At 54.0% G+C, this 14,206-nt stretch carries 13 protein-coding genes; all 13 read right to left on the bottom strand.

What is annotated here, in order from left to right:
• Window positions 1-95 precede the first annotated feature (95 nt).
• On the bottom strand, window positions 96-1,379 hold the full coding sequence (tolA, locus tag B3511_RS05390; RefSeq protein ID WP_286777693.1) for a cell envelope integrity protein TolA: 1,284 nt from the start codon (window positions 1,377-1,379) through the stop codon (window positions 96-98).
• A 38-nt stretch (window positions 1,380-1,417) separates the two neighbouring features.
• A complete protein-coding gene (gene tolR / locus B3511_RS05385) occupies window positions 1,418-1,846 on the bottom strand; it encodes a colicin uptake protein TolR (RefSeq protein WP_032617094.1) in 429 nt (142 codons plus the stop codon).
• Between the two features lie 3 nt (window positions 1,847-1,849).
• Entirely contained in the window at window positions 1,850-2,542 is a 693-nt protein-coding gene (gene tolQ, locus B3511_RS05380; protein ID WP_072056387.1) for a Tol-Pal system protein TolQ, read from the bottom strand.
• Window positions 2,539-2,943, bottom strand: coding sequence for a tol-pal system-associated acyl-CoA thioesterase (ybgC, locus tag B3511_RS05375; RefSeq protein WP_003858593.1), 405 nt, complete (start codon window positions 2,941-2,943; stop codon window positions 2,539-2,541). The genes tolQ and ybgC overlap by 4 nt, the downstream gene beginning before the upstream one ends.
• Before the next feature lie 148 nt (window positions 2,944-3,091).
• Window positions 3,092-3,385 (bottom strand): cyd operon protein YbgE, encoded by a 294-nt coding sequence (gene ybgE / locus B3511_RS05370; protein ID WP_172657834.1) that lies wholly within the window; start codon window positions 3,383-3,385, stop codon window positions 3,092-3,094.
• Entirely contained in the window at window positions 3,382-3,495 is a 114-nt protein-coding gene (gene cydX, locus B3511_RS05365; RefSeq protein ID WP_006177208.1) for a cytochrome bd-I oxidase subunit CydX, read from the bottom strand. Before cydX ends, ybgE begins: the two co-directional genes overlap by 4 nt.
• Before the next feature lie 14 nt (window positions 3,496-3,509).
• Window positions 3,510-4,649 carry a cytochrome d ubiquinol oxidase subunit II gene (gene cydB / locus B3511_RS05360; protein WP_046886974.1) on the bottom strand — a complete coding sequence of 380 codons (1,140 nt, stop codon included), beginning with the start codon at window positions 4,647-4,649 and terminating at the stop codon, window positions 3,510-3,512.
• 15 nt (window positions 4,650-4,664) lie between these two features.
• On the bottom strand, window positions 4,665-6,233 hold the full coding sequence (gene cydA / locus B3511_RS05355) for a cytochrome ubiquinol oxidase subunit I (RefSeq protein ID WP_286783335.1): 1,569 nt from the start codon (window positions 6,231-6,233) through the stop codon (window positions 4,665-4,667).
• An 808-nt stretch (window positions 6,234-7,041) separates the two neighbouring features.
• The gene (sucD, locus tag B3511_RS05350; RefSeq protein ID WP_040076525.1) at window positions 7,042-7,911 is read right to left on the bottom strand and encodes a succinate--CoA ligase subunit alpha; all 870 of its coding nucleotides are present in this window, start codon (window positions 7,909-7,911) and stop codon (window positions 7,042-7,044) included.
• Complete coding sequence (gene sucC / locus B3511_RS05345) at window positions 7,911-9,077, bottom strand: ADP-forming succinate--CoA ligase subunit beta (RefSeq protein ID WP_040076526.1); 1,167 nt, start codon at window positions 9,075-9,077, stop codon at window positions 7,911-7,913. Before sucC ends, sucD begins: the two co-directional genes overlap by 1 nt.
• Window positions 9,078-9,159: 82 nt before the next feature.
• Window positions 9,160-10,386, bottom strand: a complete 1,227-nt coding sequence (gene odhB / locus B3511_RS05340; protein ID WP_040076527.1) for a 2-oxoglutarate dehydrogenase complex dihydrolipoyllysine-residue succinyltransferase — start codon at window positions 10,384-10,386, stop codon at window positions 9,160-9,162.
• A gap of 14 nt (window positions 10,387-10,400) precedes the next feature.
• The gene (gene sucA / locus B3511_RS05335; protein WP_040076528.1) at window positions 10,401-13,208 is read right to left on the bottom strand and encodes a 2-oxoglutarate dehydrogenase E1 component; all 2,808 of its coding nucleotides are present in this window, start codon (window positions 13,206-13,208) and stop codon (window positions 10,401-10,403) included.
• A 266-nt stretch (window positions 13,209-13,474) separates the two neighbouring features.
• A complete protein-coding gene (sdhB, locus tag B3511_RS05330) occupies window positions 13,475-14,191 on the bottom strand; it encodes a succinate dehydrogenase iron-sulfur subunit SdhB (RefSeq protein ID WP_039029333.1) in 717 nt (238 codons plus the stop codon).
• Window positions 14,192-14,206 lie beyond the last annotated feature (15 nt).

Below are 14,206 nucleotides of genomic sequence, written 5' to 3'. Positions count from 1 at the left end.
TAATTTAGCAGAATATTAACAAACCCAAATATAAAAACTACACGGTCCTGGCTATGACAATAGTCGGTTTTCCATACTTCCCAAAGGAAAGACGATCACAGCTTAAAGTCTAGTTTGGCATCTTTTATCTTATCGTAAACAGCCTCACTCGGCGGTTTAGGAATGTTCGCCGATCTTGCTGCGGCTAACGCTGCCTGGCAAAGCGCAGGATCGCCCCCTTCAGAAGAGACGCTTTTCAACCGTCCATCCGGAGCAAGATTGATATGCAGCACGCACTGTTTGCCCTGATACAGGCCCGCATCAAACAGCCGGCTTTGGATCGCCACCTGAATCTGTTTAGCATAAGCGCTGATATCTGCACCCGTTGCACCGCCGTTGGCGCCGGAGGTCCCGCTGTCTTTAGACGGCTGACCGCTCCCTTTCGCCCCGCCGCCTGCTTTCGGGGCGTTCTTACCTGAACTCAGGTCGCCCAGCAGATCATCGACGCCGGCAGCCGCAGCGGCTTTTTCAGCAGCGGCCTTTTTGGCAGCCGCTTTTTCAGCGGCAGCTTTTTTATCGGCAGCGGCTTTTTCGGCTGCCGCTTTTTTATCTGCGGCAGCTTTCTCGGCAGCCGCTTTTTTATCAGCTGCAGCTTTTTCAGCGGCAGCCGCTTTTTCAGCTGCGGCCTTCTCCGCAGCAGCTGCTTTTTTCGCCGCATCAGCCGCCGCTTTTTTCTCGGCTTCCTGTGCAGCTTTTTGCGCAGCTTCTGCTTCAGCTTTCTTCTGTGCTTCTGCGGCGGCTTTCTTTGCCGCTTCCGCTTCTACTTTCTTCTTCGCATCTGCGGCCGCTTTCGCCGCCTCGGCTTCAGCTTGTTTTTGCGCGTCTGCAGCAGCTTTCTTCGCGGCTTCTGCGGCTTCTTTAGCCTGAGCATCCGCTTTTGCTTTCGCGTCTGCGGCCGCTTTGGCTGCAGCCTCTTCAGCCTGCTTCTGCTGCTCCTGGGCTTTTTTCGCCGCGTCTTCCGCCTGTTTCTGCTGCTGTGCCTGCTCTTTCGCCGCTTCCTGCGCCTGCAAACGCTCTTTTTCAAGCTGCTTCAGACGCTCTTGCTCTGCGGCCTGCTTTTCACGCAGTTCCTCAGCTTGCTGTTGCGCCTGTTTTTCTCGCTGCTCTTCAGCACGTTTTGCACTCGCCTGCTGTTGCTGCTGACGATTATAGTTCTGAACGACGGCGCCGGGATCCACCATAACGGCGTCGATGGAGGATCCCCCACCGCCACCTGCTGATGCATCTATATGCTCGTCGAACGAACTCCAGATCAGTACTGCAAACAGAATGACATGCAGCACCGCCGAGATAATAATCGCCCGTTTAAGCTTATCGTTTTGTTCGGTTGCCTTTGACACTATTGGTTCCCAAAAACTTTTTTTGTGTACGCAGATAATCAAATTGGCTGCGTCATCAAGCCGACCGACTTAACACCCGCGCTATGCAGCAGGTTCAGCGCTTTAATGATTTCATCGTAAGGCACATCTTTCGCACCACCGATTAAGAAGACCGTTTTCGGATTTGACTGCAGGCGGCGTTGTGCTTCAGCAATAACCTGCTCCGGCGGAAGTTGATCCAGACGATCTTTTTCCACCACCACGCTGTATTGCCCGACCCCTGACACCTCAATGATGACCGGCGGGTCATCATTGGTGCTCACAGCCTGCGACTCTGTCGCATCCGGCAGATCAACCTCTACGCTCTGCGTAATGATGGGAGCCGTTGCCATAAAGATCAGCAACAGCACCAGCAGTACGTCCAACAGCGGTACAATGTTGATTTCGGACTTGAGTTCGCGACGACCTCGTCCACGCTGTCTGGCCATGGTTTACCCCTTGTTGCTCTCGGTGCTGGTAAACGCCTGACGGTGCAGAATTGCGGTGAACTCTTCCATAAAGTTGTCGTAATTCAGTTCCAGTTTATTCACGCGCTGGTTCAGACGGTTATAAGCCATTACCGCAGGAATAGCGGCGAAAAGACCGATTGCCGTCGCGATCAGCGCTTCTGCGATCCCCGGAGCAACCATCTGCAGCGTGGCCTGTTTTACCGCGCCCAGCGCGATAAAGGCGTGCATAATCCCCCACACGGTACCAAACAGGCCGATATACGGGCTGATGGAGCCGACGGTGCCGAGGAACGGAATATGCGTTTCCAGCGTCTCAAGTTCGCGGTTCATTGAGATACGCATCGCACGGGATGCCCCTTCAACAACCGCTTCCGGCGCGTGGCTATTCGCTCGATGTAAGCGCGCAAATTCCTTAAACCCGCTGTAGAAAATCTGCTCAGAACCCGAAAGGTTATCACGACGGCCCTGGCTCTCCTGATACAGGCGAGACAGTTCGATACCGGACCAGAACTTGTCTTCAAAGGCTTCGGCTTCGCGGCCTGCGGCGTTAAGGATACGCGTTCTCTGGATGATAATGGCCCAGGATGCGATAGAAAAACCAATCAAAATCAACATGATAAGTTTAACCAGAAGGCTAGCCTTCAGGAACAAATCAAGGATATTCATGTCAGTCACTGCTTAAACTCCGCGACAATAGACTTAGGAAGCGCACGAGGCTTCATTATGGTTGGATCAACACAGACAATCAGTACTTCTGCTGAGTTCAGTACCGTGTTCTCTGCGTTGACGATACGCTGCGTGAAAACCAGCGAGGTTCCGCGCATTGATGTAATTTCCGTTTGGACTTCGAGCATATCGTCGAGTCTGGCGGGCGCAAAATACTCCAGCGTCATCTTGCGTACCACAAAGGCAACTCGCTCAGCCAACAGCACTTGCTGGCTAAAGTGATGATGGCGCAGCATCTCAGTGCGTGCTCGTTCATAAAAGGCAACGTAGCTGGCGTGGTAAACCACACCCCCGGCGTCGGTGTCTTCGTAGTAGACACGAACCGGCCATCGAAACAGCGTTGTATTCACTTTACATCCCGGTAATGCAACAAAAGTTAGCGCTTTTAAACTTCGCTACTATACGCGCGGGAATGATGGTTTGGAATGGGGGAAAGTAAACGGAGAGTAAATTTTTATGGGCCCTGGTAAGCCCATAATATTAACGGAGGGTTCTTATTCAATTGAAAAAGAAAATCAGGCCAGCGAACAGCACCAGGTCGGCCACCAGCGGACAAAAAATGCCCTGCCAGAGAGGGGCTTTCGGACGAAAACCGACGCCGTGGATCACCCCCGCACAGACGGCCCACATAATAAGAAACCCGTGCCAGATCTCGAGCGTACTGGTTCTGGCAGCAAAGCGCGCCGGATCCCAAAATACGCATCCTGCCAACACTAATGCCATCACAAGGGAAAGCGCCCTTAACGGGCGCTTGTCCATTACGCGATAGAGGGTCGCGATAATTTCCATCAGTGTTTTTCTTCACCGGCTTTGGACGCTTCAACGTGCTCCAGCGCCAGGGCGGTAATCACCCCAAATGCACAGGCAAGAAGCGTCCCTAAAATCCATGCGAAATACCACATATTCAGCTCCTTACTTAATACATAGAGTGGGTGTTACTTTCGATATGTTCTTTGGTGAGACGACCAAACATTTTCCAGTAACACCAGGAGGTGTACAGCAGAATAATGGGTACGAACACACCCGCAACATAGGTCATCAGATTAAGCGTCAGCTGACTGGAGGTCGCATCCCACATGGTCAGGCTTGCATTCATCATGGTGCTTGATGGCATCACGAACGGGAACATCGCGATTCCGGCAGTCAGGATAATGCACGCCAGGGTCAGTGAGGAGAAGACGAACGCCAGCGCGCCTTTTTCCAGACGAGAGGTCAGCACGGTCAGCAGCGGCAACAGCACGCCCAGCGCGGGGATAGCCCAAAGCGCAGGCATATTGTTGAAGTTCACCAGCCATGCACCTGCCTGACGCGCCACTTCTTTCGTCAATGGATTAGACGGCGCAGCGTGGTTGATCGCAGAGGTCACAACGTAGCCATCAATACCATACATTACCCAGACACCGCCCAGGGCAAAGCAGACCAGCGTCACCAGCGCAGCAACCTGCGCCGTTGCGCGAGAGCGCAGGTGCAGTTCACCCACAGTACGCATCTGCAGATAGGTCGCGCCCTGAGTAATGATCATCGCCACGCTCACCACACCTGCCAGCAGACCAAACGGGTTCAGCAGCTGGAAGAAGTTACCGGTGTAGTAAAGACGCATGTACTCGTCGATGTGGAACGGTACGCCCTGCAGCAGATTACCAAAGGCCACGCCAATCACCAGCGGTGGCACAAAGCTACCGATGAAGATGCCCCAGTCCCACATGTTACGCCAGCGGGTATCTTCAATCTTGGAACGGTAGTCAAAGCCTACCGGACGGAAGAATAAAGAGGCCAGCACCAGAATCATCGCCACATAGAAGCCGGAGAACGCCGCGGCGTAGACCATCGGCCAGGCAGCAAACAGCGCGCCGCCTGCGGTGATCAACCACACCTGGTTACCGTCCCAGTGAGGAGCGATGGAGTTAATCATGATACGACGCTCGGTGTCGTTACGACCGAGGAAACGGGTGAGCATGCCCACCCCCATGTCGAACCCGTCGGTGACAGCAAAGCCAATCAGCAGAATGCCAACCAGCAGCCACCAGATAAAACGCAATACTTCATAATCGATCATTTGACGACTCCTGTCTTAGCGTGCCGGCTGAGAAGTCACGGAGGACTGCTCGTAGTGATAGCGACCGGTTTTCAGGCTGCTTGGGCCGAGGCGAGCGAACTTGAACATCAGGAACAGCTCAGCCACCAGGAACAGGGTGTACAGACCGCAAATCAGCAACATGGAGAAGATAAGGTCGCCTGCGGTCAGCGACGAGTTCGCCACAGCCGTTGGTAACACCTCACCGATAGCCCACGGCTGACGGCCATACTCCGCAACGAACCAACCGGATTCGATGGCAATCCATGGCAGCGGAATACCGTACAGCGCCGTACGCAGCAGCCATTTTTTCTCGCCGATACGGTTACGAATAACCGACCAGAAGGAGGCAGCAATGATCAGCAGCATAATGATGCCGCTCCCAACCATGATACGGAACGCGAAATACAACGGCGCAACGCGTGGAATGGAGTCTTTGGTCGCCATTTGAATTTGCGCTTCCGTCGCGTCAGAGACGTTCGGGGTATAGCGTTTCAGCAGCAGACCATAACCCAGGTCTTTCTTCACGTCGTTGAACTGGTCACGAACGGCCTGATCGGTAGAGCCCGCACGCAGCTGCTCTAACAGGGAATAGGCTTTCATCCCGTTACGGATACGCTCTTCATGCTGAACCAGCAGGTCTTTAAGGCCAATGACCGGCGTGTCCACGGAGCGGGTAGCAATAATACCCAGCGCGTAAGGAATTTGAATGGCGAAGCGGTTTTCCTGCGCATCCTGATCCGGAATACCGAACAGGGTAAAGGCCGCCGGAGCCGGTTGCGTTTCCCATTCTGCTTCAATTGCCGCCAGCTTGGTTTTCTGCACGTCACCCATCTCGTAACCGGATTCATCACCCAGCACGATAACAGAGAGGATGGCTGCCATACCGAAGCTCGCCGCAATGGCGAAGGAGCGTTTTGCGAAAGCGAAGTCGCGGCCACGCAGCATATAGTAGGCGCTAATACCCAGCACGAACATCGCGCCGCAGACATAACCCGAAGCCACGGTGTGCACGAATTTCACCTGCGCGACCGGGTTCAGCACCAGCTCAGAGAAGCTCACCATCTCCATGCGCATGGTTTCGAAGTTGAAATCAGAGGCGATAGGGTTCTGCATCCAGCCGTTTGCCACCAGGATCCACAGTGCAGAGAGGTTGGAGCCGAGGGCGACCAGCCAGGTTACCGCCATGTGCTGAACTTTACTCAGACGATCCCAGCCGAAGAAGAACAGACCTACAAAGGTGGATTCGAGGAAGAAGGCCATCAGACCTTCAATGGCCAGCGGCGCACCGAAAATATCTCCAACGTAGTGGGAGTAATAAGACCAGTTAGTCCCGAACTGGAACTCCATGGTCAGACCGGTAGCCACGCCCAGCGCAAAGTTGATACCAAACAACTTGCCCCAGAACTTGGTCATATCTTTATAAATCTGTTTGCCGGAGAGGACGTACACCGTTTCCATGATGGCCAACAAGAACGCCATACCGAGCGTCAGTGGCACAAACAGGAAGTGGTACATCGCGGTCAAGGCAAACTGTAAGCGCGACAGTTCGACTATATCTAACATCATGACTCCTTGCTCATCGCATGAAGACCTCGAGAGTAAGTCCCGTTAGAAAGGACTCACCCGCATGCCCCAATAAAAAAGTTTTCAGCATCCTTTCTTCCTTACTTATTCTTCGCTGGAGAAAAAAGCCATGATGAAAGGTTGCAGATACGTTAATTAAAACACCAAATTGATCCTGCAATATATTACGCCGTAAAACCCTTACAATAAACAGGTTTTTATTGAATCAGATTTACGTTTTACGACAGCGATCAATATATGGCGAATTTACCACTTTTGGACCAGTTTGATCGCGAACAATTTAACGGTTTTTCACGCTCTTTTCCAGGTATTAAATATTGATTTAAATCAATATTAAGCCCAGTTGTTAACTGTGTATCTTCGCGGTAAACATAGTAAAAACCATGTTAATGATATGTATAAATTGGCGGGCATTAGTTATCAATTAAACGACATACTATGAATAATAGTCATTTAAATTAACCATACTTGAAGGGAATCTTTTTATTAAGGCAAATTAGTCCCAATATCCTGGGGATGTTAATTTTTTATCTTACTCACAGAAAAGAAACCTATTACAAATATTTTACTTTTCACAATCCGTAAATTAACACCGCATTGTTACTATAAAGTGAAAGCGAAATAACCGACCGCTGGATTATCCCCTTTCCCTCACTGACTGACGCCTGTTTTTGGCGCATCGTCTCCCCTCCCCTCGCATAAAAAAAAAGGCCATCTTACGATGGCCAACCATGTCGAAACGGACATTTATTATGTCAAAGCTCCCCGCACGGGGAGCAGAGAGGATTTACTTAATGATGGATTTCAGTGCTTCGCCGATATCAGCTAGGCTGCGAACGGTTTTCACACCCGCTGCTTCCAGCGCAGCAAATTTCTCATCAGCAGTACCTTTACCGCCTGCGATGATGGCGCCAGCGTGGCCCATACGCTTGCCTTTCGGCGCGGTAACACCCGCGATGTAGCCTACTACCGGCTTGGTCACGTGATCTTTGATGTAAGCGGCCGCTTCTTCTTCTGCGCTACCGCCGATTTCACCGATCATTACGATCGCCTCGGTCTGCGGGTCTTCCTGGAACAGCTTCAGGATGTCGATGAAGTTAGAACCTGGAATCGGGTCACCGCCGATGCCCACGCAGGTAGACTGGCCGAAACCGTAGTCAGTGGTCTGTTTAACCGCTTCATAGGTCAGGGTACCAGAGCGGGAAACAATGCCCACTTTACCTGGCTTATGGATGTGGCCTGGCATAATACCGATTTTGCACTCACCTGGGGTGATAACACCCGGGCAGTTCGGGCCGATCATGCGCACGCCGGCTTCATCCAGCTTCACTTTCACGGTCAGCATGTCCAGCGTCGGGATGCCTTCAGTAATAGTGATGATCAGTTTGATGCCTGCATCGATGGCTTCCAGAATGGAATCTTTGCAGAACGGCGCAGGAACGTAGATCACGGTCGCGGTTGCGCCGGTCGCTTCGACCGCTTCGCGCACGGTGTTGAACACCGGCAGACCCAGGTGCGTAGTGCCGCCTTTACCCGGCGTCACGCCGCCAACCATCTGCGTACCGTAGGCCAGCGCCTGTTCGGAGTGGAAAGTCCCCTGGCTACCGGTGAAGCCCTGGCAGATAACCTTGGTATCTTTATTAATTAAAACGGACATTATTTCCCCTCCACTGCGGCAACAACCTGCTGAGCTGCATCCGTCAGACTTTTCGCTGCAATAATATTCAGGCCGCTGTCAGCCAGTTTTTTCGCGCCGAGTTCAGCGTTGTTACCTTCCAGACGCACAACCACTGGAACGTTAACACCCACTTCTTCTACCGCACCGATAATGCCGTCTGCGATCAGGTCGCAACGTACGATACCGCCAAAGATGTTCACCAGAACGGCTTTCACGTTGTCGTCAGAGAGGATGATTTTAAACGCTTCGGTCACGCGCTCTTTGGTTGCGCCGCCGCCCACGTCAAGGAAGTTGGCCGGTTCGCCGCCGTGCAGTTTAACGATGTCCATAGTGCCCATTGCCAGGCCCGCACCGTTAACCATACAGCCGATGTTGCCATCCAGCGCTACGTAGTTCAGTTCCCACTGTGCAGCCTGCGCTTCACGCGGATCTTCCTGAGACTGGTCGCGCATTTCACGCAGATCGGACTGGCGGAACAGGGCATTGCCGTCGGCACCCAGTTTGCCGTCGAGGCAAATCAGGTCGCCCTGCTTAGTGATCACCAGCGGGTTGATTTCGATCAGCGCCAGGTCGCGCTCCAGGAAGATGGTCGCCAGGCCCATGAAGATCTTGGTGAACTGCTGAACCAGTTTACCTTCCAGACCCAGTTTGAACGCCAGTTCGCGACCCTGGTACGGCATAGGGCCGGCCAGCGGATCGATAGCCACTTTGTGGATCAGGTGCGGGGTCTCTTCCGCCACTTTTTCGATTTCCACGCCGCCTTCGGTAGAGGCCATGAACACCACGCGACGGGAGCTACGGTCTACTACCGCGCCCAGGTACAGCTCTTTTGCGATATCGGTCGCCGCTTCAACCAGAATCTGGTTAACCGGCTGGCCGTTCGCGTCTGTCTGGTAGGTCACCAGGCGTTTGCCCAGCCAATGTTCCGCAAAGGCGCGGATCTCTTCTTTAGAGTTGACTACCTTCACACCGCCCGCTTTACCGCGGCCACCAGCGTGAACCTGACATTTAACTACCCACGGGCCAGCACCGATTTTTGATGCGGCTTCTTCTGCTTCACGCGGGGTAGTACAGGCATAACCCACCGGAGCCGGTAAGCCATACCGGGCAAACAGCTGTTTGGCCTGATATTCATGTAAGTTCATGTGTTCTATCCATCCTTCAGGTAATCGTTAGATCATGCTTTTGTAGGCCCGGCGGGAGAGACCGCCGGGCAATGGTGCGAAACTACACGTCCAGCAGCAGACGAGTCGGATCTTCCAGCAGCTCTTTAATGGCGACCAGGAAGCCCACGGACTCACGGCCATCAATCAGACGGTGATCGTAGGAGAGCGCCAGATACATCATCGGCAGAATTTCGACTTTACCGTCAACGGCCATTGGACGATCTTTGATGGCGTGCATGCCCAGGATCGCGCTCTGCGGCGGGTTGATGATCGGGGTGGACATCAGCGAACCGAAGACGCCGCCGTTGGTAATGGTGAAGTTACCACCGGTGAGATCTTCTACGGTCAGCTTGCCGTCACGGCCTTTCAGCGCCAGCTCTTTAATGCGTTTTTCGATGTCAGCCATGCCCAGGGTGTCTACGTCACGCAGAACCGGGGTCACCAGACCGCGCGGCGTAGAAACGGCCATGCTCACGTCGAAGTAGTTGTGATAAACCACATCATCGCCGTCGATGGAAGCGTTCACTTCCGGATAGCGTTTCAGCGCTTCAACCACCGCCTTCACATAGAAGGACATAAAGCCCAGACGGATACCGTGACGTTTTTCAAACGCGTCACCGTACTGCTTACGCAGGTCCATGATTGGCTTCATGTTCACTTCGTTGAAGGTGGTCAGCATCGCGGTGGAGTTTTTCGCTTCCAGCAGACGCTCAGCCACACGTTTACGCAGGCGGGTCATCGGCACGCGTTTTTCGCTGCGTGCGCCCAGTGCAGGCTGCGCTGCTGGCGCTGCCGCAGGGGCTTTGGCCTCAGCTTTCGCTTCAGAAGGCGCTTTTGCCAGATGCTTATCGATATCTTCGCGGGTCAGACGGCCGCCCACGCCGGTGCCTTTGATGGCCGCCGGATCGAGGCTGTGCTCAGCCAGCAGGCGACGGATCGCCGGGCTGAGCGCGTCGTTAGACTGCTCTTCCAGAGAAGCCTGCTGGCGCTGGGCCGGCGTAGAGGCTTTCTCTTCAGATTTAGCGCTGGACTCTTTGCCCGCGCTGTTGCCTTCACGCAGGCGACCCAGGATCTGGCGAGAGGTCACGGTGGTCCCTTCATCTTCCAGCACTGCGTCCAGGATGCCATCCGCCGATGCCGGTACTTCCAGTACCACTTTGTCAGTTTCGATTTCTACCAGCACTTCATCGCGCTTAACGCTATCGCCCGGTTTTTTGTGCCAGGTCGCGACGGTCGCATCTGCTACGGATTCAGGCAGGTCGGGAACAAGAATATCTACGCTACTCATTATTTATCCTTTAATTAATCGACGTTCAGCGCGTCATTAACCAGATCTTGTTGCTGCTTCTGGTGAACGGACATATACCCTACCGCCGGAGAGGCGGAGGCCGGGCGACCTGCATAACGCAGAGCAGACCCAAATGGAATCACTTCACGGAAATGATGCTGACTGCAGTACCATGCGCCCTGGTTGAGCGGCTCTTCCTGGCACCAGACAAAATCATGGACGTGAGCATATTGTTTCAGCACTTCCTGCATCGCCTGATGCGGGAATGGATACAGCTGTTCGATACGCACGATGGCGACATCTTTCTGATCGTTCTTACGGCGCTGTTCCAGCAGGTCGTAATAAACCTTACCAGAACACATTACGACACGCTTAACGCCTTTCGGATCCAGCTCGTCAATCTCACCGATGGCTGGCAGGAAGGTGCCGTTAGCCAGTTCATCGAGGCTGGAGACCGCCAGCGGATGGCGCAGCAGGGATTTCGGTGACATGACCACCAGCGGACGACGCATACCGCGCAGCGCCTGACGACGCAGCATGTGGTACACCTGAGCCGGGGTAGACGGCACGCAGACCTGCATGTTCTGCTCAGCGCAGAGTTGCAGATAACGTTCCAGACGCGCGGAGGAGTGCTCCGGACCCTGGCCTTCGTAACCGTGCGGCAGCAGCATCACCAGACCACACATACGGCCCCACTTCTGTTCGCCAGAAGAGATGAACTGGTCAATCACCACCTGAGCACCGTTAGCAAAGTCACCGAACTGCGCTTCCCAGATGGTCAGGGTACGCGGTTCCGCGGTGGCGTAGCCGTACTCAAATGCCAGTACCGCTTCTTCAGACAGAACGGAATCCCAGACCTTAAACTGGCCCTGGCCGTTATGTACGTGCTGCAGCGGAGTGTAAGTTGAACCGTTTGACTGGTTGTGCACAACCGCATGACGGTGGAAGAAAGTACCACGGCCCGCATCTTCACCGGACAGACGAACCGGAATGCCTTCGTCTACCAGCGTGGCGTAGGCCAGCGTCTCAGCGCCGCCCCAGTCGAACAGCTTGTCGCCTGCCGCCATGGACTGACGGTCAGCGTAAATTTTTGCCACGCGAGACTGCATCTCGATAGCGTCAGGCACGGTGCTGATGCGTTTTGCCAGCTCCTGCAGGCGCTTCATCTCGACCTTGTTCGGGTAGCTCTCATCCCACTCGTGGTTGAGGTACGGCGACCAGGTAAAGGAGTGCATATTCATCGGACGCAGCTCTTTCACAACGCATTCACCCGCGTCCAGCGCGTCGCGGTAAAGATTGACCAGCTCGGTCGCATCTTCCAGCGTCGCCACGTTTTCGCCTTCCAGCCTGTCGGCATAGATCTTGCGCGGCGTCGGGTGTTTTTTGATTTTCTGGTACATCAACGGCTGGGTTGCACTTGGCTCATCAGCTTCGTTGTGGCCGTGACGGCGGTAGCAGAACAGGTCAATCAGCACGTCGCGTTTGAAGGTATTACGATAGTCCAGCGCCAGACGGGTAACGAAGGCCACTGCTTCCGGATCGTCCGCGTTAACGTGGAAGATTGGCGCCTGTACCATCTTACCGATATCAGTACAGTACGGCGTAGAACGCGCGTCCAGCGGGTTAGAGGTAGTGAAGCCCACCTGGTTGTTGATGACGATGCGAACGGTACCGCCCACTTCGTAACCCCGCGCTTTGGACATGTTCAGGGTCTCCTGAACCACGCCCTGACCGGTAATGGCCGCATCACCGTGGATGGTGATTGGCAGCACTTTGTTACTGCTCGGCTCGTCCAGACGATCCAGACGCGCACGCACGGAACCGATAACCACCGGGCTAACAATTTCCAGGTGAGACGGGTTAAATGCCAGCGCCATATGCACCAGCCCGCCTTCGGTTTCGATATCCGATGAGAAGCCCATGTGGTACTTCACGTCGCCGGTGCCGAGGTGTTCTTTATGTTTACCCGCGAATTCGTCGAACAGATCCTGCGGTTTTTTACCCAGGACGTTGACCAGCACGTTCAGACGGCCACGGTGCGCCATACCCAGTACCACTTCACGGGTACCGCTTTTACCAGCATGACGAATCAGCTCTTTGAGCATTGGGACTAATGCGTCGCCGCCTTCCAGCGAGAAGCGCTTCGCACCCGGGAATTTCGCGCCCAGATAGCGCTCAAGGCCCTCTGCTGCGGTCAGTTCGCCCAGGAAGCGTTTTTTCTCTTCAGGGGAGAAGGTCGCGTGGCCCGCCACGGACTCAATACGCTGTTGGATCCAGCGTTTCTCTTCTGTTGAGGTGATGTGCATGTATTCCGCGCCGATGGAGCCGCAGTAGGTCTGCTTGAGGGCATCAATCAGATCGCCCAGCTTCATCGTGTCTTTGCCGATGGCAAATGAACCTACGTTAAAGCTCTCCTGGAAATCGGCCTCGGTCAGATCGTGGTAAGCCGGATCGAGATCCGCTACGCGATCTTGCTGCCACAGTCCCAGCGGATCGAGATTCGCATGCTGGTGACCACGGAAGCGATAAGCGTTGATAAGCTGCAGGACTTTAACCTGCTTCGCATTGGTGTCAGGGTCGGAAATAGCAGAAGAGTAACGTGAGGCATCCTTCGCCAGACGACGGAAATAATCACGTGTTTTGGAGTGGAATTGATCCGGTTTGACCCCTGTTCCTGGTAATTGCTGGAACATAGAACGCCAGTTTGCGTCCACTGAGTCAGGATCGGTTAAGAAGTCTTCATAGAGCTGTTCTATCCAGGTCTGATTCGCACCAGAAAGGTAAGAAGAGTCCAGCCAGGCTTTCAAAGCGCCGTTCTGCATCGTGATCCCTTAAGCATTTTTATGCTTACTTTCGCCGTAGAAACTACCACGCACACTTCGTGTACGTGCCGGGGTTCACCTGCGAGCTCTTGTTGGCTCGCGAAGGAACCTTTAGAAACTGTCTTAAGGGTTTCCCCTCACCCCGACCTTCTCCCACAGGAGAGGGGGAATGTCGTCGGCAGTTTTTAAAGATTTCCTGCAATCTATTCCCTCTCCCTTTGGGAGAGGGTTAGGGTGAGGGGAACAGCACTCCCCTCTCTCATTACTTACGCACTGCGTTGCAACAGCATCGACTTAATATGGCCGATGGCGCGCGTCGGGTTCAGCCCCTTAGGACATACACTGACGCAGTTCATGATGCTATGGCAGCGGAATACGCTGAAAGCATCACTCAACCCTTCCAGACGGTTATCGGTTTCAGTATCGCGGCTGTCGATCAGGAAGCGATACGCGGCCAGCAGGCCGGCCGGGCCGATAAACTTGTCCGGGTTCCACCAGAACGACGGGCACGAGGTCGAACAACATGCACAGAGAATACACTCATACAGACCATCGAGTTTTTCACGCTGCTCTGGAGACTGTAAATGCTCGCGAGCGGGTGGATTTTGCCCATTATTCAACAAGTAAGGCTTAATCTTCTCATATTGTGCATAGAATTGCCCCATGTCCACCACCAAATCGCGCACGACCGGCAGGCCAGGCAGCGGGCGGATCACAATCTTCTGGCCCGGACGGTTGAGCGCAGAGATTGGGGTAATACAGGCCAGACCGTTTTTGCCATTCATGTTCAGACCGTCGGAGCCACACACCCCTTCACGGCAAGAGCGACGGAATGACAGTGTCGGATCTTTTTCTTTCAGCTGCATTAAGGCATCCAGCAGCATCATGTCACGGCCTTCTTCCGCTTCCAGGGTGTAATCCTGCATATGCGGAGCATCATCTACATCCGGGTTATAACGATAAACTGAGAATTCGAGTTTCATTGTCCTGTCTCCGCA

It is taken from the genome of Leclercia sp. UBA1284, assembly GCF_002308415.1.
GTDB classification, from domain to species: domain Bacteria; phylum Pseudomonadota; class Gammaproteobacteria; order Enterobacterales; family Enterobacteriaceae; genus Enterobacter; species Enterobacter pneumoniae.
This window is presented reverse-complemented; position numbering and strand designations above follow the sequence as displayed.